Consider the following 24350-nt stretch of genomic DNA (forward strand, 5'->3'; position numbering starts at 1 on the left):
CGCAAGAACTCCACCCGAATGCTAAAGCGCGCCTTCCGGCGCGGATGAGAATCGCGCCGCGACCGGCCCAGGGCCGCGTCGCCCGATCTCTCAACCGCAAAGGAGCGCAGCATGCATGCTAGCCGTATCACGAGCCAGGTCCCGCTGTTCCAGTCCGGCCCCGTACCCGACACCGTTCACGGCGCGCGCCACGCCACCAGCGATGAACGCACCGGCAGCGCCGGCCCCCACCACGCAGGCCGCGAACTGGCGCTGGCGCTGCGGCGCCACGACGGCCCGGCGGTGCGCGAGTGGCTTCAGCGCGAACCGGCCGCCATCCGCTGGCGCGACGAGCAGGGCAACACGCCGTTGCACACCGCGATCCAGTCGCGTTGCGAACCGGCGCTGATCAATACGCTGCTCGCCCATCGGGCCGATCCCGCCATCGCCAATCGCGACGGCGACACCTGCATGCACCTGGCGCTGGGCCTGCGTCCGACCATGCCCGCGGTGGTGCAGTCGTTGCTGGACCACGGGCGCTGGTACGGCGGCGGCATCGGGCTCGGCGCCCTCGGCAAGCCGAACCGGCACGGCAGGAGCGCGCTGGAGCTCGGCAAGGACGTGGGGGGCGCGCCGGCACTCGGCCATGCGGCGATCCTGCCGGCGCTGGAAGACGCCCTGGTCGACTGGATGAATGGATTTCGGACCAGCGTGCTGTCAGGAATCGAGGCCGACGATGCGGCCGCCGTGCGGCATCTGGTGACCAGCGCCGACTGGAGCCTCGACATGCCGATCAAGGACGGGCTGGACCTGTTGCAGCTGGCCTTGCGCAACAAGGCGCCGCGCGTGGCCTGCGCGCTGATCGACCTGGCGGCGGCGGTCGACAACCGCGCCGTGCTCGAACAAGCGGAGCCCGCCATGGGCATGACGCCGTTGATGACCGCGATAGCGCTCGGCGCGGACGCGCCGTTCGCGCGCTTGCTGCTCCATGGCGTTCCCGTCGATGCCCGGGGCCCACTAGGCATCACGGCGCTGCATCTGGCCGCCGGGTTGGGCCAGCTGCGTGCCGTGCAGCAGTTGGTGGCCTACGGCGCCGACCCGGATGTCCGCGACGATGCCGGCACCTCGCCGATGATGGTGGCGGCGTCGGACGGATACCTGGACATCGTCAAGAGCTTGCGCGATGCCGGCGGCAACATCAATGGCCGCGATACGCTGGGCCGCACGCCACTGATGTACGCGCATATGAGCGACCAGCCGCCGGGCTTCATCTTCAAGATCATCGTGGCGGGGGCGCGGACCGACATGGTGGACGGCAAGGGCGCGACCGTCAGGGACTACCAGCTCGAAAGCAACATGCGACGCGTGGCGAACGGCAAGAGCGTTTGCACCATCCTTTGAGACCGCGCCTCGCCGCGGTGCGCGGACGGCGGGGTCCGGGGGCCCTGGAGGTACGTTAGGGCCGGCTGGCGTCGCGCGTCGAGTTGCGCTCGATCAGCTCGATCTTGTAGCCGTCCGGGTCTTCGACGAAGGCGATCACCGTGGTGCCGCCCTTCACCGGGCCGGCCTCGCGCGTGACCTTGCCGCCGGCCGCGCGGATGCGCTCGCAGGCGCCGGCGGCATCGTCCGTCTCCAGCGCGATATGGCCGTAGGCGGTGCCCATCTCGTACTTGTCGACACCGTAGTTGTAGGTCAGCTCGAGCACCGCGGTCTCGCTCTCCGGGCCGTAGCCGACGAAGGCGAGCCGGTACTTGTATTCGGGGTTGTCGCTCTCGCGCAGCAGTTGCATGCCGAGCACGCGGGTGTAGAAATCGATCGAGCGCTGCAGGTCGCCGACACGGAGCATGGTGTGGAGGAGTCGCATGATGAGCCTCTGTTGGGGATGTTCTATTGACGTCTTGTTGGGGGTACTGCGGGGTTCCACGCGGGTGTTGCGGGAAAGGCGTTAGTGTAGAACGGATCGGCGCAGCGATCCGAGGGGGACGCCGCCGGTGCGCGCCGCGTCAGAACGCCGGCAACGCTTCCGGCGGATGGCTGCGCAATTGCGCGCGCGCGTCGCGGAACTCGGGGAAGATCGATGCCACCGTGTCCCAGAAGCGCGGGCTGTGGTTCATTTCCTTCAGGTGCGCCAGCTCGTGCGCGGCCACATAGTCGATCACCGACAACGGGAAATGCATCAGCCGCCAGCTCAGCCGGATCTTGCCGTCGGAGGTGCAGCTGCCCCAGCGCGTATTGGCCGAGCTCAGCGCGAAGGCGCGATGCCGCACGCCGAGCTTCTCCGCATAGATATCGAGCCGCTCGGCCAGCAGGCGCTTGGCCTGGTGCTGCAGCCACGCCTGCACGCGGTCCTTGATCTGCTGTTCGTCGGCCTGTTCGGGCAGCGCCAGATGCAGCACGCGCGCCTGCCCATCGAACAGTAGCGTGCCGGTCGGCGAGTCCAGCCGCAGCGTGATCGGCTTGCCCAGGAAGGGCAGCGTCGCGCCGTCGCGCCACTGCACCGCCGGCAGCACGCGCTGCGCATCGCGCTGTTGCCATTCGGCCAGCTTGCCGAAGATCCAGCGCTGTTTCTCGGCGATGGCCGCTTCGATGTCGGCGATCGTGACCCAGCGCGGCGCGGTGATCGACAGTCCGCGGTCGTCGATGACGAAGCCGATGGTGCGCCGGGACGAACGCTTCAGCGTGTAGTGCAGCGGACGTTCGCCCAGCCGCAGCAGCCGGGCGTTGGGCTGCGGCGCCGGCCACGGCGCCGTGGCCGGGCCGGCCGACGTGGTGCCGTCCAGCGCGCTGGCGGGTGGCCGCGAGCCCGACGTGCCGGCGCCGGAGTCCATCAGCGGCAGCTCCATCTGGCCGTCCGCGGGTTCCGGGGCGCGGCGGGCCGGCTTCATGCAGGCTGCCCTCGGAGATAGCTCTCCGGATCGATGCGGCGCATGTCGCGCTCGATCCATTGCTCGACCTCCTGGTTCAGCATGTCGGCGGTCTTGTGGGCCGACGACAGCGGCGGGCCGATCGAGATCGTGATGGTGCCGGGGTACTTCAGGAACGAGTTGCGCGGCCACAGGCGGCCGGAATTGACGGCGATCGGAATCACCGAGGCGCCGGTCTCGACCGCCAGGCGGGCCCCGCCGCTCTTGTAGCGCGGGTTTTCCATGCCGGCCGGGGTGCGCGTGCCTTCCGGGAACATGATGATCCAGGCGCCCTCGGCGAGCCGCTCGCGGCCCTGGCGCACGGCGGAGGCGAACGCCCGCGAACCGTCCTTGCGGTTGATATGGACCATCTTCAGCATGCCGAGCGCCCAGCCGAAGAACGGCACGAACAGCAGCTCGCGCTTGAAGACGAAGCACAGCGGCTTGGGCATCGTCGCCACCAGCGCCACGGTCTCCCACGCCGACTGGTGCTTGGACAGCAGCACCACGGGTTTGTCGATCATGGCCTGCAGGTGTTCGCCGCCTTCGATGCGGTAGCGGATGCCGCAGATCAGCCAGGCGGCGCCGATCACCAGCTTCGGCCAGCCGCGCACGAAGCGGTAGCGCCGGTTGGCGCTCATGAACGGGAAGGCCAGGAAGCAGGCGCAGGCGTAGGGAGGCGTCAGTACCAGCAGGTACAACGCGAACAGCAGGGAGCGTAGAAAGATCATCGAGGGTTCGTCGAGTCAACCGGAGACGTGGCGCGGCCGGCGGATGCCACGGCCGCCGCGCCCGCGTGCGAGGCCGCCGCGGCGCCGTGCCGCGCGCCATCGCCTTCGAGCAGCCAGCGCGAGAACGCGCGCAGATCGTCGTGGACCAGCGTGCCGGGCGGCAGGCCGCCCTTGGCCAGCGTGCCTTCGCCCTTGCCGGTGCGCACCAGGTGCGGCGCGCAGCCGAGGGCGACGCCGGCCTCCAGGTCGCGCAGCGAATCGCCGACGATCGGCACGCCGCGCAGTTCGATGCCGAAGCGTTGCGCGGCCTGCTGGATCAGGCCGGGCTTGGGTTTGCGGCAGTCGCACGCGTCCGCGGCGGTGTGCGGGCAGAAGAAGATTGCCTCGACGCGGCCGCCCAGGCGCGCCAGCGCCTTGTACATCTTCTCGTGCATCGCGTTCAGCGCGCTCATCTCGAACAGGCCGCGGCCGATGCCGGACTGGTTGCTGGCGACCACGACGCGGTAGCCGGCCTCGTTCAGCGCGGCGATCGCTTCCAGGCTGCCGGGGATTGGAATCCATTCGTCCGGCGTCTTGATGAACTGGTCGCTGTCGAGGTTGATGACCCCATCGCGGTCCAGGATCACGAATTTGGGCGGTGTCTGCGGCATGGCGGCGCTTCGGTAACGGGTACGGTCGGTGCGGCTGGTGCGGTGCGTCCGTGCAGGGCGCGGCCGATCAGGCGGCCAGCTTCGAGATGTCGGCGACGCGGTTGGCCAGCGCATGCAGCGAGGCCAGCAGGGCGAGGCGGTTGGCGCGCAGCTGCGCATCCTCGGCCATCACCATCACGCCGTCGAAGAAGCGGTCCACCGCGTCGCGCAGCCGGGCCAGGTCGCGCAGCGCGGCGGTGAAGTCGCCGCGCGCGAACGCCGCCTCGACCCCGGGGCGCACGCTGTCGATGGCGGCATGCAGCGCGCCTTCGGCGTCTTCCTGGAACAGCGCCGGCGCGACCTCGCCGACCGCCTCGGTATTCTTGCGCAGGATATTGGTGATCCGCTTGTTGGCGGCCGCCAGCGCGTCCGCCTCGGGCAGCGCGGCGAAGGTGCGCACCGCTTCCATGCGGCCAAGGATGTCGTCGAGCCGCTGCGGGCGCAGGCTGACCACCGCCTCGACCTCGTTGGTGGTGTAGCCCTTGTCCTTCAGATAGCCGCGCAGGCGGTCGTACAGGAAGTCGGTGATGTCCTCGCGCGCGGGCTTGACCGCCGGCACGCCGGCGAAGGCCTGCTCGGTCAGCGCCAGCAGCGCGTCGATGCCCACCGGCAGCGGCGTCTCGACCAGCATGCGCAGGATGCCCAGCGCATGGCGGCGCAGCGCGAACGGATCCTTCTCGCCGGTCGGCTGCAGGCCGATGCCCCAGATGCCGACCAGCGTCTCGAGCTTGTCGGCCAGCGCGACCGCGATGCTGACCGGGTTCGACGGCAGCGCATCGCCGGCAAAGCGCGGACGGTAGTGTTCGGAGCAGGCCAGCGCGACTTCCTCGGCCTCGTCGTCGTGGCGTGCGTAGTAGGTCCCCATCGTGCCCTGCAGTTCGGGGAATTCGCCGACCATATCGGTCAGCAGGTCGGCCTTGGCGAGTTCCGCGCCGCGCATCGCCGCCGCCTTGTCGACCGGCACGCCGGCCCTGGCCAGCGCATCGGCGATATGGCCGGCGATCTGCTGCAGCCGCTGCACGCGGTCGAGCTGGGTGCCGATCTTGTTGTGATAGACCACGTTGGCCAGCTGCGGCACGCGCGAGGCCAGCGTCTTCTTGCGGTCCTGGTCGAAGAAGAACTTGGCGTCGGCCAGGCGCGGGCGTACCACGCGCTCGTTGCCGCCGATGATCGACTGCGGCGTGTCGGTGGCCAGGTTCGACACGATCAGGAAGCGGTTGCGCAGCTGCCCGTTGGCGTCGGTCAGCGCGAAGTACTTCTGGTTGGTCTGCATCGTCAGGATCAGGCACTCCTGCGGCACGGCGAGGAAGGCCTCCTCGAAATGGCAGGCGTAGACCACCGGCCATTCGACCAGCGCATTGACCTCGTCGAGCAGCGCCTCGGGCATGATCACGCGATCGGCGCCGGCGGCGGCCAGCAGCCCCTCGCGGATGCGCTCGCGCCGCTGGGCATAGCTGGCCAGCACCTTGCCCTGGTCCTCGAGCACGGCGGCGTAGCGCTCGGCGTGCGGGATCTCGATCTCGCCGGCGGACAGGAAGCGGTGGCCCAGCGTGCGCTGGCCCGCGGCCAGCCCGAGCGCGGAGACCGGCACGACCTTGTCGCCATGCAGCGCGATCAGCCGGTGGGCCGGACGCACGAAGTTTACGGTGCTGCCGTCCGGGCGCTGGTAGCTCATCACCTTCGGGATCGGCAGCTTGCCGATGGTCTCGTCCAGCGCGGCCTGCAGGCCGTCGGCCAGCACCGCGCCACGCGCGGTGTAGCGGTAGAACAGCGCCTCGGCCTTGCCGTCGGAGGCGCGCTCCAGCGTCTGCCAGTCGATCGAATCGACGCCGACCGATTTGGCCAGCGCGGCCAGCTTCTTGGCCAGCGGCGCGGTCGGCTCGCCGGCCGCGTCGAGCGCCACCGACACCGGCAGCACCTTCTCGCGCTGCTCGCGGTCCGGCGCGCTCTCGCGCACGCCGCTGATCAGCGCGGCCAGGCGGCGCGGCGTCGCGTACGGCGTCACCGTGCTGCCGTCATCGAGCAGGCCGCGCTCGGCCAGGCCGGCGAACAGGCCCTGGGCAAAGGCCTCGCCCAGGCGTGCCAGCGCCTTCGGCGGCAGCTCTTCGGTGAACAGTTCGATCAGCAGCGAATCGGTCAGGGGTTGCGACATGAATCGGTTCCAACGGTTTGTGGCGCACGCCGGCATCGGCGGCGCCGGAAAGGTTCAGCGGCGCTCAACAGCGCGGTTCGACGCCCGACAGCAGCCATAGCCCATGCTGCTGGCGAAACTGCAGCGTGGTCGAGCGGCATGCGGACTGCGTGCTGCCGGCCAGCTTCTCGCTGTTCGCGGAGAAGCGCGCATACAGCCGGTGATGGCGGCGATCGTAGCGGATCTCGTCGATGCGGCCGCCGATCCAGAAGTCGATCCGCGGCGGCAGTTGCGAGGCCGAATGGTAGGTCCGCACCAGGCGCCGTTGGCGGCCGTTGCGGTGCGTGGTCTCGACCCAGGTCAGCGGATAGCGGATCGCGCTCTCGTAGGCGCGCAGCGGCACGCGCCGCCAGCCCAGGTCCCTGGACCCGGACAGGTCGCACGACATCGAGCGCACCAGCTGCGTCCACTGGTCGATCGCGTTGGCGCTCGGCTGCAGATGCTTGTTGATGGACTGCTGCAGCGCCTGCGAATCGCCTTCGCAGACGTTGGCCTGCTCGGCCGACGGGTAGAGCACCTGCGAGGCCTGGGCATAGGCCGAGGGCACGATGGCGTGCGCGCCGCCCGCGGCGGCCACCGCCAGCGCGCAGCACAGCGCACGGCGTGCCATCGAGTTCATGCGGCGGCCTCGGCGGCAGCGGTCTCGGCGGTCGCGCCGCCGGCCGGCCCGCACATCGGGAAGCCCAGCGCCTCGCGCGATTCGTAGTAGGCCTGCGCGACCAGCCGCGACAGATTGCGGATGCGGCCGATATAGGCGGCGCGCTCGGTCACCGAGATCGCGCCGCGTGCGTCCAGCAGGTTGAAGGTGTGGGCGGCCTTGAGCACCTGTTCGTAGGCCGGCAGCGCCAGCTTGGCGCCGGCCGCCTGGGTTGCCGGGTCCGCGCCGGCCTCGGCGCCGACGCCCATCAGCCGCTTGGCCTCGCTCTCGTGTTCGGCGAAATGGCGGAACAGGATGTCGGTGTTGCTCTGCTCGAAGTTGTAGGTCGACTGCTCGACCTCGTTCTGGTGATAGACGTCGCCGTAGGTCAGGCGGCGCGTCTTGCCGTTTTCTTCCCACTCGGTCCAGACCAGGTCGTAGACGTTCTCGACGCCCTGCAGATACATTGCGAGGCGTTCGATGCCGTAGGTGATCTCGCCGGTGATCGGCTTGCAGTCGATGCCGCCGACCTGCTGGAAGTAGGTGAACTGGGTCACCTCCATGCCGTTGAGCCAGACCTCCCAGCCCAGGCCCCAGGCGCCCAGCGTCGGGTTTTCCCAGTCGTCCTCGACGAAGCGGATGTCGTTCTGCTTCAGGTCCAGGCCCAGCGCCTCGAGCGAGCCCAGGTACAGCTCGAGAATGTTCTCCGGCGCGGGCTTGAGCACGACCTGGTACTGGTAGTAGTGCTGCAGCCGGTTCGGGTTCTCGCCGTAGCGGCCGTCCTTCGGGCGGCGCGACGGTTGCACATAGGCGGCGCGCCACGGCTCCGGGCCGATCGCGCGCAGGAAGGTATGCACGTGCGAGGTACCGGCGCCAACCTCCAGATCGATGGGTTGCAACAGCGCGCATCCTTGCCGGTCCCAGTAGGACTGCAAGGTCAGGATCATTTGTTGGAAGGTCAGCATAACGAAGACGACGGTTCGCGGAGTGTTGGCCCGGCGGCGGGCCACCGAAGCGGAAGCGGGCTAGGACGGCGGTCGGACAAGCCGGCCCCGCCGTTGCCAAACCCAGAATTCTAGCGGTTTTTTGCCCGGCAGCCGCCGAAGGGAAGGGCACGGCAGCCGGGCGAGGACTTCGGGTAAATCCCGAGGGATCTCAAGTTCCGGAAGCGCCTGCCGTTATCGATTTTTGTATACATTATTGAAAAGCTGTTCGACAGAGGCAGCGGACGGCGCCGCACAGGCGCCCGTCGGCGCCAAGACAACGGGGACAACAACATGTCGTTTCTTTCGCACAAACCCTATCGGGTCGCCCTGGCGGTGATGGCGGCGGCGGCCGCGGTATCGATCGTCGCGAGCGTGATCCAGTAAGGCTCGGCCACCCAGGCCGGCGAAACGCTCAGGCGCCGGCGCCGCGCGGGCCCGACGCCGCGCGCCAGGCCACCACCAGCAGCACCAGCAGGCAGCCGAGCACCGCCGGCACATTGCCGACCCGCACATAGGGCGTCAGCCCGCGCGTGCCCTGTACCTGTGCGCTGAGCGTGCCGGTGGTGAAGGTCGCCAGCCGCGCCGGCACGCTGCCGTCCGGCGCGACCACCGCCGTCATGCCGGTATTGGTCGAGCGCAGCATCGGCCGGCGGGTCTCCAGCGCACGCATCCGCGAGATCTGCAGGTGCTGATCGAGCGCGATGGTGTCGCCGAACCAGGCCAGGTTGGTGACGTTGACCAGCACATTGGCCGGCTGCGGCTGGCCGCGCAGCGTGCGCGCGATTTCCTCGCCGAACAGATCCTCGTAGCAGATATTGGGCGCCACCATCACGCCGCGCACCGGCAGCGGCGCCTGCGCCAGTCCGCCGCGGCGGAAGTCCCCCAGCGGCATCTTCATCATGTCGACGAACCAGCGGAAGCCCCAGGGGATGAACTCGCCGAAGGGCACCAGGTGGTGCTTGTCGTAGCGGTACAGCCCCTTCATCTCGGGGCCGATGCCGAACACGCTGTTGGTGAAGTCGACCGGCGAGTCGGCGCCCGCGGCGCCAAACAGCAGCGCGGTGCCGGTGCCGACGCTGAACTGCCGCAGCGCCAGCGCGATCTCCGGCGGCATGTCCTGCAGGATCAGCGGGAACGCGGTCTCCGGCGTGACCACCAGGTCGGCCGGGGCGGCGGTGATCATGTCGCGGTACAGCGCGTTGGAGCGGGCGATGCCGGCCGCCTCGAACTTGATGTCCTGCGGCACGTTGCCCTGCAGCAGCCGCACCGACAGCGGTGCGCCCACCGGCTCGGTCCACGCCCGCCCCGCCAGCAGCCAGCCGGCGCCGAGCAGCATCGCCAGGCCCAGCGGGACCGCCAGCCTGGCCGACAGCGCGGCGGCGCGGCCGCCGGCCGGCATTTCCGGCACTTGCGCCGATGCCGGTCGGACGACGCGCGCCAGCGCCGCCAGCCAGGCCGCGCACAGCGCGGCCAGCGCGCCGACCCCGTAGACGCCCAGCAGCGGCGCGTAGCCGGCCAGCGGTCCGTCGGTATGCGCATAGCCGCTGCCCAGCCACGGGAAACCGGTGAAGATCACGCCGCGCAGCCATTCGGTCAGGCCCCAGGCGGCACCGAACGCCAGCGGCGCGGCCACCAGGCCAAACCAGCCGGCGCAACTGCCCGAAGCGGCCGAAGCGAAGCGCCGCGGCGCGGTGGCGCGATGCCAGGCGGCGGCCGCCAGCGCGGGATAGAGCGCCAGGTAGCCGGAGAACAGCAGCACCGCGAGCGCGGCCATCCAGGCCGGCATCTCGCCGTAGACATGCATGCTGATATAGAGCCACCAGATGCCGGACAGGAACCAGCCCAGTCCGAAGGCGTAGCCCAGCGCGGCGGCATCGCGCACGCGGCGGGTATCGAACAGCAGCGCGGCCAGTCCCGCCAGCGCCAGCAGCTGCAGCCACCACCAGTCACGCGGCGCGAAGGCCTGGGTATGGGCGACGCCAAGCACGCCGGCCAGCAGCAGGCGGCCCCAGCGCGCGCGGCCGCGGCGGGTGTCGGTCAGTGGTGTATCGAGTTCGGCGGCGGCGGCGCCGTTCCAGCCCTGCGCCAGCCGCTTCATGCGTTGGCCACGGCGTCGGTGACCGCGGGGGCTTCGCGCCGGACCAGCAGCAGATGCAGCTGGCGCGCGTCGGCGCGCAGCACCTCGAAGCGCAGCGGCGGCAGCGTGATGATTTCCCCGCGGTGCGGCACGTGGCCGACGTGGTTGGTCAGCAGGCCGCCGACCGTATCGACGTCGTCGTCGGGAAACTGGGTGCCGAAGGCCTCGTTGAACTGCTCGATTTCGGTCAGCCCGTGCACGCGCCAGCTGCCGTCGGGCAGCGGCACGATATTGTCGTCATCCTCGTCGAGATCGAATTCGTCCTCGATGTCGCCGACGATCTGTTCCAGCACGTCCTCGATCGTGACCAGCCCGGCGACACCGCCGTACTCGTCGACCACGATCGCGATGTGATTGCGGTTGTTGCGGAATTCGCGCAGCAGGATGTTCAGGCGCTTGGACTCCGGGATGAACACCGCGGGGCGCAGCATCTCGCGCAGGTCGAACTCGCTGTCGGTGTAGTAGCGCAGCAGGTCCTTGGCGAGCAGGATGCCGATGATGTTGTCGCGGCTGCCTTCGTAGACCGGAAAGCGCGAGTGCGCGGTCTCCTGCATGAAGGGAATGAAGGCTTCCGGCGCGTCGGCGATATTGACCGCGTCCATCTGGGCGCGGGGCACCATGATGTCGCGCGCGGTCAATTCCGAGACCTGGAACACGCCCTCGATCATCGACAGCGACTCCGCGTCGATCAGATTGCGGGCGTGGGCATCCTGGAGGACTTCGAGCAATTCGGCCCGCGATTCGGGCTCGGGAGAAATCAGATCGCTCAGTCGTTCGAGCAGGGACCGGGGCCGGTCGACTGGTTTCGAACTAGGGTAAGGGTCGTTCATGGCGCAAGGTGCGCGTGGTGGATACCGGAGCAAGCATACACCAATTGTTTTTCGGTTCCGGCCGGGTGGCCGGCAGCCGGAGCCACCGGCCGGGTCCGATGCGGCGCCGAGGTCGCACTGGCTGGTTTCTCCCCTCGTCCGCTTGCGGGAGAGGGGCCGGGGGAGAGGGCAAGCGGGGCCGCCCGCCAATCCCCTCGCCGATCGTTCAGTGCCCCAGCCGCGGCCCGCCGTCGTCGCGGTACGGGTCGGCAAACCCCAGCGCCAGCAGCGTCTCGGTCTCGATGGCCTCCATCTCCTCGGCCTCGGCGTCGTCCTCGTGCTCGTAGCCCTGCGCGTGCAGCGCGCCGTGCACCAGCAGATGCGCGTAATGCGCCTCGAGCGGCTTGCGCTGTTCGCGCGCCTCGCGCTCGACCACCGGGCAGCACAGCACGATGTCGGCGGTGACCGGATCGTCGTCGTGCTCGGCATAGGCGAAGGTCAGCACGTTGGTCGCGTAGTCCTTGCCGCGGAAGCCCCGGTTCAGCGCGCGGCCCTCGTCCTCGTCGACGAAGCGCACGGTCAGCTGGGCATCGGCGAACAGTGCCGAGCGCAGCCACGTCTGCAGCCGTGCGCGCGGCGGCAGCCCGCGCCGGCCGCGGACGCCGTCGCCGTACTGCACGTCCAGTGTCAGTTCGGGCGGCGTGGCCGGCGTGCCGGTGGTGGTCAGCTGCGGCGTGGCGGTGACCGCCACCGCCAGCGCGTCGTGGCTGTCGGGGCGGGCCAGCAGGCCGGCGCGCTGGCGCGGGTCGCTGTGCTCGGCCAGCAGCGACACCACGCCGTCGGCGGCCTGCGACAGGTCCACGGTCAGGCTGCGGCCGTCGGGCAGCTGCACGCGCAGCGCGTGCGCGGCGCTCTTGCGGGCCCGGCCTTCGCCGTCGAACAGGATCAGGCTGGGGGCGGCGCTGGGAGCCATCTTCTTGCTGGTCAAATCAGGTGTCCTTGTGCTGGGCGTGGTATTCGTCGTAGGCCTCGACGATGCGCGCCACCAGCGGATGGCGCACGACGTCGATGCTGGTAAAGCGGGTCGCGGCGACGCCGCGCACGTCGCGCAGCACGTGCTGCGCTTCGATCAGGCCGCTCTTCTGGCCGCGCGGCAGGTCGATCTGCGTGGTGTCGCCGGTGATCACCGCCTTGGAGCCGAAGCCGATCCGGGTCAGGAACATCTTCATCTGCTCCGGCGTGGTGTTCTGCGCCTCGTCCAGGATGATGAAGGCGTGGTTCAGCGTGCGGCCGCGCATATAGGCGAGCGGCGCGATCTCGATCATCTGGCGCTCGAACATCTTCTGCGTGCGGTCGAAGCCGAGCAGGTCGTACAGCGCGTCGTACAGCGGGCGCAGATACGGATCGACCTTCTGCGCCAGGTCGCCCGGCAGGAAGCCCAGCCGCTCGCCGGCCTCGACCGCCGGACGCGTCAGCACGATGCGCTTGACCGCGTCGCGCTCGAGCGCATCGACCGCGCAGGCCACCGCCAGATAGGTCTTGCCGGTTCCCGCCGGGCCGATGCCCAGGGTCAGGTCGTGCGAGACGATATTGCGCAGGTAGTCGCGCTGCGCCGCGGTGCGGCCGACCAGGCCGGTGCGGCGCGTGTGCAGCACCGGCGATTCGTCGTCGGCATCGCCGCCCGCGTCGTTGTCCGCCCCGGGCGGGCCGGCGACATGCGCGGCGTACTGGCGCGTCTCGATCAGGCCGAGCTGCACGTCGTCGATCGACAGCGGCGTGCGGGCCTGGTTGTAGAAGCGCTCCAGCGCGGCGGCGGCCTCGTTGGCATTGGCGCCGCGCACCGTCATCTTGTGGCCGCGCCGCTGGATCGTGACGTCCAGCGCCTGTTCGACCTGGCGCAGGTTTTCGTCCAGCGGACCGCACAGGTTCTGCAGCCGGGCGTTGTCGTCCTTGGGCGCCACGAATTCTGCGGAAGGAATTTTCATCGGGAGAGCGCTCCGTTGTTGTTCGTCTTCGGCCGTCGCCGTGCGCGCGGCGCGCGGCGCGCCGGGAATCGCGCCTATCCGCGCACCAGGATCTCGCCGCGCAGCGAATGCGGGAAGGCCTCGGTGATCGTGACCTCGACCATCTGGCCGATCAGCCGGTCGCGGCTCGCCTGCGGCACGCCGGGCAGCGCGAAATTGACCACGCGGTTGTTCTCGGTGCGGCCGTGCAGCTCGTTCGGGTCCTTGCGCGCCGGGCCTTCGACCAGGATGCGCTGCACCGTGCCGACCATGCCGCGGCTGATGCGCTGCACGTTTTCCTCGATGGTCGCCTGCAGCCGTTGCAGACGGCGCAGCTTGACCTCGTGCGGCGTGTCGTCGTGCAGGTTGGCCGCGGGCGTGCCGGGGCGCGGGCTGAAGATGAACGAGAACGAGGTGTCGTAGCCGATCTCCTCGACCATCGCCATCAGCTTGTCGAAGTCGGCGTCGGTTTCGCCGGGAAAGCCGACGATGAAGTCCGACGACATCGACATGGTCGGCCGGATCGCGCGCAGCTTGCGGATGATGCTCTTGTATTCGAGCACGCTGTAGCCGCGCTTCATCGCCATCAGGATGCGGTCCGACGCGTGCTGCACCGGCAGGTGCAGGTGGTCGACCAGCTTCGGCACGCGCGCGTAGACGTCGATCAGCCGCGCGGTGAATTCCTTCGGATGGCTGGTGGTATAGCGGATCCGCTCGATACCGGGGATCTCCGCCACATATTCGATCAGCAGCGCGAAATCGGCGATCTCGCTGGTATCGCCCATGCGGCCGCGGTAGGCGTTGACGTTCTGCCCCAGCAGCGTGACCTCGCGCACGCCCTGGTCGGCCAGGCCCGCGATTTCGGCCAGCACGTCGTCGAAGGGGCGCGAGACCTCCTCGCCGCGGGTGTAGGGCACCACGCAGTAGCTGCAGTACTTCGAGCAGCCTTCCATGATCGAGACGAAGGCGCTCGGGCCTTCGACGCGCGCCGGCGGCAGGTGGTCGAACTTCTCGATCTCGGGGAACGAGATGTCGACCTGCGAATGGCCGCTCTGGCGGCGGCGCGCGATCATGTCGGGCAGCCGGTGCAGCGTCTGCGGGCCGAACACGACGTCGACATACGGCGCGCGCGAGACGATGGCCGCGCCTTCCTGGCTCGCCACGCAGCCGCCGACGCCGATCACCAGATCGGGTTTGGCGGCCTTCAGCGCCTTCATCCGTCCCAGTTCCGAGAACACCTTCTCCTGCGCCTTCTCGCGCACCGAGCAGGTATTGAACAGGATCACGTCGGCGTCTTCGGGATTGTCGGTCTTCTCCAGCCCCTGGCTGGCGTGCAGTACGTCGACCATCTTGTCGGAGTCGTACTCGTTCATCTGGCAGCCGTAGGTCTTGATGAAGACCTTCTTGACGGGCGTGGCGGGGGCCGCCGCAGGCTGGGTGGCCTCGGTGGCTTGGGGACGTGGATTCATGGTGCCGATCTCAGTGGTTGACCTGGGGGCATCGGATGCTTCAGGGGGCGGAACATGGCCTGCCGCGGCGGCCGGTGCTGGGCGGAATGCCAGGCGGGCGGGGCAAGGCGGGACAGCCCGCTATTCTACCCGCTCGGCTCATGGGGCGTCCGGTGCGAATGCGCCGAGGCTGATACACTACGGGCCTTCCGAACCTGGAGGCGGAGGCAGTCGTTCCGCTTCCCCGGCACCCCGCGTCCCGCCCATGCAGGCGATGACGGCGGCAGCCGGCCAGTCGCCACAATCCATGCCGGCCCCGACGATTGGCGCATCCGTGCGCAAGGGGCGGCCGAAACGAATTCCATGTCTTTTTCCGAACTAGGCTTGTCTGACAAGCTTGTCCGCGCCGTGGCGGAGCAGGGCTATACCACGCCCACGCCGATCCAGGCGCAAGCCATTCCCGCGATCCTGAAGGGCGGCGACCTGCTCGCCGGCGCCCAGACCGGTACCGGCAAGACCGCCGGCTTTACGCTGCCGATGCTGCAATTGCTGTCGCGCGCCGAGCCGCCGGCCCGCGGCGAACGGCCCCGCATCCGCGCGCTGGTGCTGACGCCCACGCGCGAACTGGCCGCGCAGGTCGAAGAGAGCGTGCGCAACTACGGCAAGTATTTGCGCCTGCGTTCGATGGTGATGTTCGGCGGCGTCGGCATCCATCCGCAGATCGATCAGCTCAAGCGTGGCGTCGATATCGTGGTGGCCACGCCGGGCCGTCTGCTGGACCACGTGGGCCAGCGCACCATCGACCTGTCGCATGTCGAGATGCTGGTGCTGGACGAGGCCGACCGCATGCTGGACATGGGCTTCATCCATGACATCCGCAAGATCCTGAACGTGCTGCCGCCCAAGCGGCAGAACCTGCTGTTCTCCGCGACCTTCTCCGACGAGATCCGCGCGCTGGCCGACCGCCTGCTCGACAATCCCGCGTCGATCGAGGTCGCGCGCCGCAACACCACGGCCGAGACCGTGGCGCAGCGCGTCTATGCGGTCGATCGCGAGCGCAAGCGCGAACTGCTGGCGCACCTGGTGCGCGAGCACGACTGGCACCAGGTGCTGGTCTTCACCCGCACCAAGCACGGCGCGAACCGGCTGGCCGAGCAGCTGAGCAAGGAAGGCCTGTCGGCGCTGGCGATCCACGGCAACAAGAGCCAGTCGGCGCGCACGCGCGCGCTGTCCGAGTTCAAGGCCGGCACGCTGCGGCTGCTGGTGGCGACCGACATCGCCGCGCGCGGCATCGATATCGACCAGCTGCCCTACGTGGTCAACTTCGACCTGCCGAACGTGCCGGAAGACTATGTGCACCGGATCGGCCGTACCGGCCGCGCCGGCGCCGAGGGCGAGGCGGTGTCGCTGGTCTGCGTCGACGAGCATGGCCTGCTGCGCGACATCGAGCGTTTGATCAAGCGCAAGCTCGAGCAGATCGTGCTGCCGGGCTTCGAACCGGATCCGACCATCGCGCCCGAGCCGATCCAGAAGGGCCGCCAGGCGCGCGGCCAGAATGGCGGCGGCGGACGGGGGCGTCCGCAGGGTGCCGGCAATCCTGGCGGCAATGGTGCCGGTAACGGTGCTGGCAATGGCGCCGGCAATGGTGCCGGTAAGGGCTCAGGCGCACCGTCGGGCGAGCGCCGTACGGAAGCGCGGCCGCCGCGCCAGCCCCGTCCCGCACGGCCGCAGGAAGCCGGCGCCGCGCCGCAGCGCAATGGCAAGCCGGGAGGCCACGCCAACGGCCAGGCGAAGGGCGGTGGCCGCCCGGCCGGCAATGGCGAACGTGCCCAGGCGGCGCCGCGCCCGGCGTCCGAGCCGAACGGTCCGTCGCGCAACCGCCGCCCCGGCCCGCAGGCCGCGCTGCTCGGCGGACAGCGTTCGCGGCAGGGGTCCTGACGCGCGCGGTGTCCTAAGCTAGCGCTTAGCCATGGTGATGTCGCCCGATTCCGCCGCCTCCCCGGACATTCCGTTCGCGGGACTGACGCCCGACCTGATCCTCGATGCGCTCGAGGTTGCCGGCTTCATGCCGGACGGCCGGCTGCTGGCGCTGAACAGCTACGAGAATCGGGTCTGGCAGGCGGGGGTCGAGGACGGCGCGCCGCTGGTGATGAAGTTCTATCGTCCCGGGCGCTGGAGCGACGCCGCCATCCTCGAGGAACATGCCTTCGTCCGGCAGCTTGCCGAGGCCGAGATCCCGGCCGTGCCGCCGCTCGACTGCGGCGGCAGCACGCTGCTGTCGCATGGGGGCTTTCGCTTCGCGGTATTCCCGCGCTGCGGCGGCCGCGAGCCAGAGCTCCATCGCGCCGACACGCTGGCCTGGCTCGGCCGTTTCATCGGCCGCATCCACGCCGTGGGCGCGGCCCAGCCCTATCTCCACCGGCCTGCGCTCGATGTCGAGACCTTCGGCGTGGCGCCGCGCGACTGGCTGCTGGCGCACGACTGCATCCCGGCCGATCTGCGGCCGGCCTGGCAGGCCGCGGCCGATCTCGCCATCGATGGGGTGCGGCGCTGCTACGAGCGCGCCGGCGACGTGGCGATGCTGCGGCTGCATGGCGACTGCCATCGCGGCAACCTGCTGTGGATCGAGGCCGATCAGGCCCGTGGCGGCAGCGCCGGGCCGCATTTCGTCGACTTCGACGACAGCCGGAGCGGGCCCGCGGTGCAGGACCTGTGGATGCTGCTGGAGGGGGACCGCGCCGCGATGCAGAGCCAGTTGGCCGATATCGTGGCCGGCTACGAGGACTTCGCCGAATTCCCGATGCGCGAACTGCATCTGGTCGAGGCGCTGCGCACGCTGCGCCTGCTGCACTACAGCGCCTGGCTGGCGAGCCGCTGGAACGATCCGGCCTTTCCGGCCGCGTTTCCGTGGTTCGGCACGGCGCGCTACTGGCAGGACCGCATCCTCGAACTGCGCGAGCAGATCGCGCTGATGGACGAGCCGCCGTTGTGGTCGGCTTGATCGCGGGTTAATCGCGAGTTGATCGCGACTGGATCGGCCGAGCTGCCGATCGTCCCGGGCGCCAGCGCGGCGCTCGTCACACTGTGGGCCTTGAATGGCCCGCATCATCAGGCCATCAGGCCATCACACCATCACGCCTTCTCCGGTGCCTTCACCAGGATCACCGGGCACGACGCATGCGCGACCACGCGGCCGGCGACCGAGCCCAGCACCGCGTCGAAGAACGAGCCGCGGCCATGGGTGCCGATCACGATGGCATCGGCGTTGACCGATTTGGCCAGCGCCACGATGCGGTCCGGCGGAAAGCCGCTGAGCGCATGCTTTTCCACGCGCAGCTGCGCGGCGGCCAGGATGTCGCAGACCGAGCGCATCGCCTTCTCGCTTTCCTCGCGATGCCAGTCGTCGATGGCGTCCTTGCTGACGAAGGCGCGGACCTGTCCGGTGACCTCCGGGGCGACGTGCACCACATGCACGGTCCGGTCGCCCTGCAGCAGCTTCCCTTCGGCGATAAAGCGGGCGGCGGCGTCGCTGAAGGCGGAGCCGTCGGTGGCGAGCACGATATGGGTCATGGCGAGGGTTCTCCTATCAGGGCCTTGCAGGCGTTGTCGACGGCCAGGCGGTCGGCGGAACGGCTGGCGTTGCCTTGCCTGGCTGAATTCATGATGGCAGCTAGGCGGCGATCTCGCCATGATTCCGGTCAAAAACTCGGCACTTCGCCCAATTCCATGCCTGATCCGGCACTTACTGCGACAGCAGCATCCCCGTAAAGGTCACCAGCCAGCCACTGGCGAGGCAGGCGCCGATCCACGCCGCCACGATCAGTGCATTGTCCCGAACGCTCATCGCTCGCTCCTTCGCTTCGTCACAACGGGCCGGCTCATTCGCCGATCGGCGCGGGGTAATCGCCGCGGGTGCCGGTACGGGCGCCCTCGCTGTAGACGTCGTGCGTGCGGGCGCCGTCCGCGTAGACGTTGAAGGCGCGCCCGCCATCGGCGAAGCGGTCCACCGAGCGGAACGTGTAGCCGTAGTCGTCGCCGGCATGCGAAGCGCGCACCGGCGCGGCGAACACGCTGTTCAGCGACAGCAGCGCGGTACCGGCGATGGCGGCGCTGAGAACCAGGCGGGTGGTGGTGATCTTCATGATTTTCTCCATTTGTTGAATTTTTGAGAATCGTTTTGCGGCCCGATGTCGTCAGCCGATGTGAGAAGAATAGGCTCACATCCGGGCGGTGACGCGACGCTGCCTCGTATCAGTTATTCAAAGTTTTTAACAATGCGAATGCGTGTGCCGCGCCGGCCTGGGCCTTGCCCACTCCGCGTGCCGGCGGGCATCGCATAGGCTGTTGCTTGCACTTTCGTTTCGGAGGGCCGAAGTGCGTGCCGGGAACCGTCGTTCCTTGTCCATTTCCTTCATTTCCGGACGCCCCGCTTGATAGGCTTCGCTCTCCCCACGGATGACCAACCTCTGATTGCGCTTTATGGCCCAACAGTTCGATTCGCAACTCGACGTTTCCATTCTTTCCGTCCTGCTTGACGACGGCGGTCCCCGGCGCTGGCTGAGCGCCGAGGACGTGGCGCGCGGCCTTGCCGCCCTCGGCGTCGCCGAACCGCCCGCCGAGGTGCTGCAGCAGCGGCTGGTGCTGCTGGTCGCCGACGGCTCGGCCGAGTGCCGCGCGCAGGGGCGCGGCCTGATGTGGCGCCGCGCCGAAGGTGCCGGCCGGATGCTCGCCAACGCCGGCACCTGGCTCAGCGACGAAGAGGCGCTGGCGCTGCAGGTGCTCAAAAGGTTCGCCGGCCGCCAGATCACGTCGGTGATGGCGACCCTGCTGCGGCCGTTGTTCGATGCCGCCGAGTCGCAACTGCGCCGGCGCAGCGGCGAGGGCGCCACCCGGCGGATCGCCTGGCATCGCAAGGTATCGGTGGTCGAGCGCAGTTCGCCGCTGGTGCCGCCGCGGCTGCGCGAGGTCGTGCTGCTGCCGGTACTGACCGCGGTGTTCGAGGAGCGTTGCCTGGAAGTCGTTTACCGGCCGCGCTTCGAGCCGGAGAGCAAGCGCGTGCTGATGCCGCTCGGGGTGGTCGAGAAGGCCGGCATGGTCTATCTGGTCGGACTGGAAGACGAGGACCCGGCGCCGCAATGCCTGCGGCTGGACCGCGTCCACGCGGCGCACGCGCTGAAGGAGCGCTTCATCTATCCCGACCATTTCTCGCTGGCCGACTACGTCGAGGAGGCGGCCGAATTCGGGCTGCACGGCGACGGCAATATCAAGCTGGCGGTGCGCTTCGCCAGGGGCTGCGGCGACATCGTGCGCGACGCGCCGATGGCGCCCGATCAGACCGAGGAGATTGGCCCCGACGGTTCGCTGGTGGTTCGCTGCACGGTGGAGATGGCCGACTGGCTGGTGCGCTGGCTGCGCTCGTTCGGGCCGCAGGTCGAGGTGCTGGAGCCGGTGGCGCTGCGCCGCGCGCTGGCGCTCGAGGTCAAGACGATGGCGCGGGCCTACTGCCGGAACTGAGGCGGGAACTGAGGCCGCAACTGAGGAGGCGGGGGATGGGGGGCTCCAGGCAGGCGCCCCGATCGGGACCCTGGAGGGCGGCGCCAAAACAAAAGGGGTCAGCTTGCGCTGACCCCTTCGAAATACTGGTGGCGAATCAGGGACTCGAACCCCGGACCTGCGGATTATGATTCCGTCGCTCTAACCGACTGAGCTAATTCGCCGACGAAGACCGCAATTATACGGGCCGCTGGATCGCTGTCAACACTTTTGTGCGGCCCTCCGGCATCCAAAGGCAAAAAAAACCGGCGGCCCTGCCGGACCGCCGGTTTCGCCGCCGGCATCGTAGCCGGCGGGGCGCGATCGAAGATCAGTCGCGCGCGTAGATGTCCACGTCCTTGGTCTCGCGGATGAACAGCGAGCCGACCACCAGCGTGATGCCGGCGATCACGATCGGGTACCACAGGCCGTAGTAGATGTTGCCGTTCTGCGCGACCAGGGCGAACGAGATGGTGGGCAGCATGCCGCCGAACCAGCCGTTGCCGATGTGGTAGGGCAGGGACATCGAGGTGTAGCGGATGCGAGTCGGGAACAGCTCGACCAGCATCGCGGCGATCGGACCGTAGACCATCGTCACGTAGATCACGAGGATCACCAGGATCACCAGCACCATCACCGTGTTCATCTCGGCGGGATCGGCCTTGGTCGGATAGCCGGCGGCCGTCATGGCCGAGGCGACTTCCTTCTTGAAGGCGTCGATCTTCGCCTTGCTGGCCGGATCGAAGCTGTGTCCCTGCGGCACCAGCGCGGCATTGAAGGCCGGGATCTCGCGATCGCCGATCTTGACGGTGGCGGTGGTGCCGGCCGGTGCCTCGACGACTTCATAGCTTGCCGACGACTGCGCCAGCGTGCGCTTGGCGATGTCGCAGGAGCTGCGGAAGTCGATCTCGCGGGCGATCGGGCTGCCCTGGAACGAGCACTGCTTCGGATCGGCGGTGACGACGATCTGGGCCGACTGCTGGGCGCGCTCGAGCGCCGGGTTGGCGTAGTGGGTCAGCGCCTTGAACAGCGGGAAGTAGGTCAGCATCGCCAGCGCGCAGCCGGCCATGATGATCCACTTGCGGCCGATCTTGTCCGACAGCACGCCGAAGAACACGAAGAACGGCGTGCCGATCACCAGCGCGCCGGCGATCAGCAGGTTGGCGGTCTTGGCGTCGACCTTCAGCACCTGGGTCAGGAAGAACAGCGCGTAGAACTGGCCCGTGTACCAGACCACGGCCTGGCCGGCGGTCAGGCCCACCAGCGCCAGGATCACGATCTTCAGGTTGCGCCATTGGCCGAACGATTCCGTCAGCGGCGCCTTCGAGGTCTTGCCCTCGGACTTCATGCGCTGGAACGCCGGCGATTCGGCCATCGACAGCCGGATGTAGACCGACATGCCGAGCAGCACGATCGACAGCAGGAACGGAATGCGCCAGCCCCAGACCTCAAAGTCCGGACCGGTCAGCTGACGGCACACCAGGATCACGATCAGCGACATGAACAGGCCGAGCGTGGCCGTGGTCTGGATCCAGGACGTGTACGAGCCGCGCTTGCCGTGCGGCGCATGTTCGGCGACGTAGGTCGCCGCACCGCCGTACTCGCCGCCGAGCGCGAGGCCCTGCAGCATCCGCAGCGCGATCAGGATGATCGGGGCGGCCCAGCCGATGGTGGCATAGCTGGGCAGCAGGCCGACGATGAACGTCGACACGCCCATGATCAGGATCGTCACCAGGAAGGTGTACTTGCGGCCGATCATGTCGCCGAGCCGGCCGAACACCAGCGCGCCGAACGGCCGCACGATGAAGCCGGCGGCAAAGGCGAGCAGCGCGAAGATGAAGGCCGAGGTCGGATCGAGGCCGGCGAAGAACTGCTTGGCGATGATCGCCGCCAGCGAACCGTACAGATAAAAGTCGTACCACTCGAACACCGTGCCGAGCGACGAGGCGAGAATGACCTTCCTCTCCTCGCGCGTCATCGGCGCATTCTGCGCACTGCCTCCCGGCACTGCGACATTCTGGGCGTTAGCCATTTTGTCTCCTCCTACTGTTCAGGGGTCCTTTCGCACGGCCGCGCTACGCGGGCGGCAACGCCGCGTACCGGCGGAGGCCGTCGAATGTGTGTGGATTCTGGGAGGCGAAACTTACGGTGTTCTGACAGCAAAGGGCGCGCGGGCGCCCTTATTGCTCGGGGTATACGCTAGCGTCGCGCGGCGGCCGAACTCGCCTTCCGCCGGCCGCAGCGATGTTGCGATGCGGGATGCCAGGGCGCGCGATCAGGCGGCGATTGCGCGCTGCGCGCGGTACGCAGGGCCGCGGCGTTCAGCGGTGCCGCGCAGCATCGCCATCGTCGGCGTGCGCGGCGTCGTCGGCCGGCATGTCGGTCGGCACCTGCGCCGGCTCGCCGATCTCGCCAACCTCACGATCGGCCCGGTTCATGCGCCAGGCATAGGCGGCGGCCATCAGCACGTACAGGATCAGCAAGCCTTGTGCACCGGCCCAGAACGAGAAGGGCCAGCCGAAGAAGTCGAAGCGCAGCTCGCGCGCGAACCAGCTGACGCCGAACGTGCCGGCAAACCACAGGGTCAGCAGCACCGCGGTCCAGCGCAGGTTGGTGCGCCAGGCCGCCGCGGCGCGCTGCTGGCGCGCAAGCCGGACCGGATCGGGCGCGTTCATGCCGCCTCCCCGGGCGCCGGACGGCGCAGCGTGACGCGCAGCCGCGCCCCGGCCAGGCGCGGCTGCTGCTGGTAGACGTGGTCCTCGATGGCGACGTCGCCGCCATGCTGCTGCACGATCTCGCGCACGATCGCCAGGCCCAGCCCGCTGCCCTCGGTGCTGGTGCCCAGCACGCGATAGAAGCGCTCCATTACGCGCGGGCGCTCGGCCGGCGGAATGCCGGGCCCGGTGTCCTCCACGTCCAGATAGGCGAACGGCTCGAACGGATCGGCGCTGACGCGCACGGTGGCGTGGCCTCCCGGCGGCGTGTAGCGGATCGCGTTGTCGAGCAGGTTGTTCAGCATCTCGGTCAGCATCAGGCGGTTGCCCTGGACCATCACCGGATGGTCGGACGCATCGAGCCCCAGGTCGATGCGCTTGGCCCAGGCCTGCGGCAGCCAGTCCTTGACGACCTCGCGCGCCAGCGCGGCCAGGTCGAGCGGCGCCATGTTGCCGCTGCCGGCGAAGTTCTCCATGCGCGCCAGCGACAGCAGCTGCGTGACCAGATGCGCGGTGCGCTGCGAACTGCCGGCGATCTGCGCCAGCGATTTGCGCAGTTCCTCGGGCGACTGCTCGCGCTGCGCCAGTTCGGCCTGCATGCGCAGCCCGGCCAGCGGCGTCTTCATCTGGTGCGCGGCATCGGCGATGAAGCGCTTCTGCGTCTGCACCGATTGATCGAGCCGCTCGAGCAGCTCGTTGAACGAGGCGACCAGCGGCGTGATCTCCTGCGGCGCGGCCTGTTCGTCGATCGGGCTGGTGTCGCCCGGATTGCGCGCGCGAATGCGCTGCTGGATCGCGGTCAGCGGCGCCAGCCCGCGCGACAGCCCGAACCACACCAGCAGCACCGCCAGCGGCAGGATCACGAACTGCGGCAGGATCACGCCCTTGATGATCTCGTTGGCCAGCCGCGCGCGCTTGTCGAGCGTCTCGGCGACCTGCACCAGCACCGGATGGCCGCCCGGCACCGCCGGCATCTCGACATAGGTATACGCCACGCGCACGTCGTTGCCGGCGACCTGGTCGTCGCGCAGCGACACCAGCCCGGCGTGGCCGCGGTCTTCCTCGACCGGCAGCGGCAGGTCGCGATCGCCCGCCACCAGCTCGCCGCGCGTGCCGACCACCTGGTAGTAGACCGCGTCGGTCTCGTCGGCGCGCAGGATCTCGCGGGCCGACAGCGGCAGCTGCAGCGTCACGCCGCCGTTGACCTCGCGCACCTGCTGCGACAGCACGATCGCGCTCGATTCGAGCGCGCGATCGTAGGGCCCGTTGGCGATCGACTTGGCGACCAGATAGGTGACCGCGATGCTCAGCGGCCACAGCAGCAGCAGCGGCGCCAGCATCCAGTCGAGGATCTCGCCGAACAGCGAGCGCGGCGAAGCGTGCGCGGCGTCGTCTTCCAGATGGGGCAGCGCGTCGGCCAGCATCTCGTCGCTGACCTCGTCCTCGGCGCTGGGTGCGGAGGCGGCGCGGCGGCGCGCGTCGGTCGGCGCCGGCGGAGGGCGTTTCCAGGGCAGGCGCAGCGGATACATGCGTAGGGCGCGAAGGAGCGGGGCGGCCGGTGGCCGGGCAGGGTGGAAGAGAAAGCCGCGGC

General features: G+C 69.1%; 21 protein-coding genes and 1 tRNA gene. 4 read left to right on the top strand and 18 right to left on the bottom strand.

From position 1 onward, the window contains the following. The first annotated feature begins 111 nt into the window (after window positions 1-111). On the top strand, window positions 112-1380 hold the full coding sequence (locus tag M1D55_RS12970) for an ankyrin repeat domain-containing protein (protein WP_456282341.1): 1269 nt from the start codon (window positions 112-114) through the stop codon (window positions 1378-1380). A 55-nt stretch (window positions 1381-1435) separates the two neighbouring features. Here the strand turns inward: M1D55_RS12970 and gloA are convergent, their stop codons facing one another. The 12 genes from gloA to miaB all read right to left on the bottom strand — a co-directional run bounded on the left by gloA (window position 1436) and on the right by miaB (window position 14534). Beyond that, on the bottom strand, window positions 1436-1843 hold the full coding sequence (gene gloA, locus M1D55_RS12975; RefSeq protein ID WP_006576854.1) for a lactoylglutathione lyase: 408 nt from the start codon (window positions 1841-1843) through the stop codon (window positions 1436-1438). Between the two features lie 139 nt (window positions 1844-1982). Continuing rightward, the gene (locus M1D55_RS12980; RefSeq protein ID WP_456282342.1) at window positions 1983-2864 is read right to left on the bottom strand and encodes a M48 family metallopeptidase; all 882 of its coding nucleotides are present in this window, start codon (window positions 2862-2864) and stop codon (window positions 1983-1985) included. Beyond that, a complete protein-coding gene (locus M1D55_RS12985) occupies window positions 2861-3613 on the bottom strand; it encodes a lysophospholipid acyltransferase family protein (protein WP_006579167.1) in 753 nt (250 codons plus the stop codon). The genes M1D55_RS12980 and M1D55_RS12985 overlap by 4 nt, the downstream gene beginning before the upstream one ends. Beyond that, entirely contained in the window at window positions 3610-4263 is a 654-nt protein-coding gene (gene gmhB, locus M1D55_RS12990; RefSeq protein WP_082928583.1) for a D-glycero-beta-D-manno-heptose 1,7-bisphosphate 7-phosphatase, read from the bottom strand. The genes M1D55_RS12985 and gmhB overlap by 4 nt, the downstream gene beginning before the upstream one ends. A 67-nt stretch (window positions 4264-4330) precedes the next feature. Continuing rightward, window positions 4331-6454: a glycine--tRNA ligase subunit beta gene (gene glyS / locus M1D55_RS12995; protein WP_456282343.1), complete on the bottom strand. Its 2124-nt coding sequence runs from the start codon at window positions 6452-6454 to the stop codon at window positions 4331-4333. Between the two features lie 64 nt (window positions 6455-6518). Then, window positions 6519-7112 (bottom strand): hypothetical protein, encoded by a 594-nt coding sequence (locus M1D55_RS13000; RefSeq protein ID WP_006579596.1) that lies wholly within the window; start codon window positions 7110-7112, stop codon window positions 6519-6521. Next, a complete protein-coding gene (gene glyQ / locus M1D55_RS13005) occupies window positions 7109-8095 on the bottom strand; it encodes a glycine--tRNA ligase subunit alpha (RefSeq protein ID WP_456282344.1) in 987 nt (328 codons plus the stop codon). The genes M1D55_RS13000 and glyQ overlap by 4 nt, the downstream gene beginning before the upstream one ends. Before the next feature lie 433 nt (window positions 8096-8528). Next, complete coding sequence (gene lnt / locus M1D55_RS13010) at window positions 8529-10214, bottom strand: apolipoprotein N-acyltransferase (RefSeq protein WP_456282345.1); 1686 nt, start codon at window positions 10212-10214, stop codon at window positions 8529-8531. Beyond that, window positions 10211-11083: an HlyC/CorC family transporter gene (locus tag M1D55_RS13015; RefSeq protein WP_043440367.1), complete on the bottom strand. Its 873-nt coding sequence runs from the start codon at window positions 11081-11083 to the stop codon at window positions 10211-10213. The genes lnt and M1D55_RS13015 overlap by 4 nt, the downstream gene beginning before the upstream one ends. 205 nt (window positions 11084-11288) lie before the next feature. Next, the gene (gene ybeY, locus M1D55_RS13020; protein WP_456282346.1) at window positions 11289-12050 is read right to left on the bottom strand and encodes an rRNA maturation RNase YbeY; all 762 of its coding nucleotides are present in this window, start codon (window positions 12048-12050) and stop codon (window positions 11289-11291) included. A 1-nt stretch (window position 12051) separates the two neighbouring features. Continuing rightward, complete coding sequence (locus M1D55_RS13025; protein ID WP_006579847.1) at window positions 12052-13047, bottom strand: PhoH family protein; 996 nt, start codon at window positions 13045-13047, stop codon at window positions 12052-12054. Between the two features lie 74 nt (window positions 13048-13121). After that, a complete protein-coding gene (gene miaB / locus M1D55_RS13030) occupies window positions 13122-14534 on the bottom strand; it encodes a tRNA (N6-isopentenyl adenosine(37)-C2)-methylthiotransferase MiaB (protein WP_006579846.1) in 1413 nt (470 codons plus the stop codon). Window positions 14535-14876: 342 nt separating this feature from the next. On the opposite strand from miaB, the gene M1D55_RS13035 reads away from it, so the two are divergent. Continuing rightward, the gene (locus M1D55_RS13035; protein ID WP_456282347.1) at window positions 14877-16451 is read left to right on the top strand and encodes a DEAD/DEAH box helicase; all 1575 of its coding nucleotides are present in this window, start codon (window positions 14877-14879) and stop codon (window positions 16449-16451) included. Between the two features lie 31 nt (window positions 16452-16482). Further along, window positions 16483-17514: a serine/threonine protein kinase gene (locus M1D55_RS13040; protein WP_232206715.1), complete on the top strand. Its 1032-nt coding sequence runs from the start codon at window positions 16483-16485 to the stop codon at window positions 17512-17514. A gap of 131 nt (window positions 17515-17645) precedes the next feature. Here M1D55_RS13040 and M1D55_RS13045 read toward each other — a convergent pair whose 3' ends face one another. After that, window positions 17646-18083: a universal stress protein gene (locus tag M1D55_RS13045; protein ID WP_232206716.1), complete on the bottom strand. Its 438-nt coding sequence runs from the start codon at window positions 18081-18083 to the stop codon at window positions 17646-17648. Window positions 18084-18391: 308 nt separating this feature from the next. After that, complete coding sequence (locus M1D55_RS13050) at window positions 18392-18655, bottom strand: hypothetical protein (RefSeq protein ID WP_456282348.1); 264 nt, start codon at window positions 18653-18655, stop codon at window positions 18392-18394. Window positions 18656-18992: 337 nt separating this feature from the next. Between M1D55_RS13050 and M1D55_RS13055 the strand changes: the two genes are divergently transcribed. Continuing rightward, entirely contained in the window at window positions 18993-20027 is a 1035-nt protein-coding gene (locus M1D55_RS13055; protein WP_456282349.1) for a helix-turn-helix transcriptional regulator, read from the top strand. A 126-nt stretch (window positions 20028-20153) separates the two neighbouring features. Here M1D55_RS13055 and M1D55_RS13060 read toward each other — a convergent pair. From M1D55_RS13060 to M1D55_RS13075, 4 genes are all read right to left on the bottom strand, one after another. After that, window positions 20154-20230 (bottom strand) — tRNA-Met (locus tag M1D55_RS13060). A 146-nt stretch (window positions 20231-20376) separates the two neighbouring features. Beyond that, window positions 20377-22077, bottom strand: coding sequence for an MFS transporter (locus M1D55_RS13065; RefSeq protein ID WP_064576440.1), 1701 nt, complete (start codon window positions 22075-22077; stop codon window positions 20377-20379). A gap of 289 nt (window positions 22078-22366) precedes the next feature. Next, complete coding sequence (locus M1D55_RS13070; RefSeq protein WP_232206718.1) at window positions 22367-22720, bottom strand: DUF4212 domain-containing protein; 354 nt, start codon at window positions 22718-22720, stop codon at window positions 22367-22369. Further along, window positions 22717-24288, bottom strand: coding sequence for a sensor histidine kinase (locus M1D55_RS13075; protein WP_064576438.1), 1572 nt, complete (start codon window positions 24286-24288; stop codon window positions 22717-22719). Before M1D55_RS13075 ends, M1D55_RS13070 begins: the two co-directional genes overlap by 4 nt. Window positions 24289-24350: the final 62 nt, after the last annotated feature.

This window comes from Cupriavidus sp. JZ107 (assembly GCF_053903255.1).

Excerpts from the sequence above, each read along its gene's own strand:
- gloA (WP_006576854.1), bottom strand. The coding sequence starts at position 1,843 with ATGCGACTCCTCCACACCATGCTCCGTGTCGGCGACCTGCAGCGCTCG.
- M1D55_RS13015 (WP_043440367.1), bottom strand. The coding sequence starts at position 11,083 with ATGAACGACCCTTACCCTAGTTCGAAACCAGTCGACCGGCCCCGGTCC.
- M1D55_RS12970 (WP_456282341.1), top strand. The coding sequence starts at position 112 with ATGCATGCTAGCCGTATCACGAGCCAGGTCCCGCTGTTCCAGTCCGGC.
- M1D55_RS13025 (WP_006579847.1), bottom strand. The coding sequence starts at position 13,047 with ATGAAAATTCCTTCCGCAGAATTCGTGGCGCCCAAGGACGACAACGCC.
- M1D55_RS13040 (WP_232206715.1), top strand. The coding sequence starts at position 16,483 with ATGGTGATGTCGCCCGATTCCGCCGCCTCCCCGGACATTCCGTTCGCG.
- M1D55_RS13075 (WP_064576438.1), bottom strand. The coding sequence starts at position 24,288 with ATGTATCCGCTGCGCCTGCCCTGGAAACGCCCTCCGCCGGCGCCGACC.
- M1D55_RS13045 (WP_232206716.1), bottom strand. The coding sequence starts at position 18,083 with ATGACCCATATCGTGCTCGCCACCGACGGCTCCGCCTTCAGCGACGCC.
- glyQ (WP_456282344.1), bottom strand. The coding sequence starts at position 8,095 with ATGCTGACCTTCCAACAAATGATCCTGACCTTGCAGTCCTACTGGGAC.
- M1D55_RS13055 (WP_456282349.1), top strand. The coding sequence starts at position 18,993 with ATGGCCCAACAGTTCGATTCGCAACTCGACGTTTCCATTCTTTCCGTC.
- M1D55_RS13070 (WP_232206718.1), bottom strand. The coding sequence starts at position 22,720 with ATGAACGCGCCCGATCCGGTCCGGCTTGCGCGCCAGCAGCGCGCCGCG.
- lnt (WP_456282345.1), bottom strand. The coding sequence starts at position 10,214 with ATGAAGCGGCTGGCGCAGGGCTGGAACGGCGCCGCCGCCGCCGAACTC.
- M1D55_RS12985 (WP_006579167.1), bottom strand. The coding sequence starts at position 3,613 with ATGATCTTTCTACGCTCCCTGCTGTTCGCGTTGTACCTGCTGGTACTG.
- miaB (WP_006579846.1), bottom strand. The coding sequence starts at position 14,534 with ATGAATCCACGTCCCCAAGCCACCGAGGCCACCCAGCCTGCGGCGGCC.
- glyS (WP_456282343.1), bottom strand. The coding sequence starts at position 6,454 with ATGTCGCAACCCCTGACCGATTCGCTGCTGATCGAACTGTTCACCGAA.
- M1D55_RS13000 (WP_006579596.1), bottom strand. The coding sequence starts at position 7,112 with ATGAACTCGATGGCACGCCGTGCGCTGTGCTGCGCGCTGGCGGTGGCC.
- M1D55_RS13035 (WP_456282347.1), top strand. The coding sequence starts at position 14,877 with ATGTCTTTTTCCGAACTAGGCTTGTCTGACAAGCTTGTCCGCGCCGTG.
- gmhB (WP_082928583.1), bottom strand. The coding sequence starts at position 4,263 with ATGCCGCAGACACCGCCCAAATTCGTGATCCTGGACCGCGATGGGGTC.
- M1D55_RS12980 (WP_456282342.1), bottom strand. The coding sequence starts at position 2,864 with ATGAAGCCGGCCCGCCGCGCCCCGGAACCCGCGGACGGCCAGATGGAG.
- M1D55_RS13050 (WP_456282348.1), bottom strand. The coding sequence starts at position 18,655 with ATGAAGATCACCACCACCCGCCTGGTTCTCAGCGCCGCCATCGCCGGT.
- M1D55_RS13065 (WP_064576440.1), bottom strand. The coding sequence starts at position 22,077 with ATGGCTAACGCCCAGAATGTCGCAGTGCCGGGAGGCAGTGCGCAGAAT.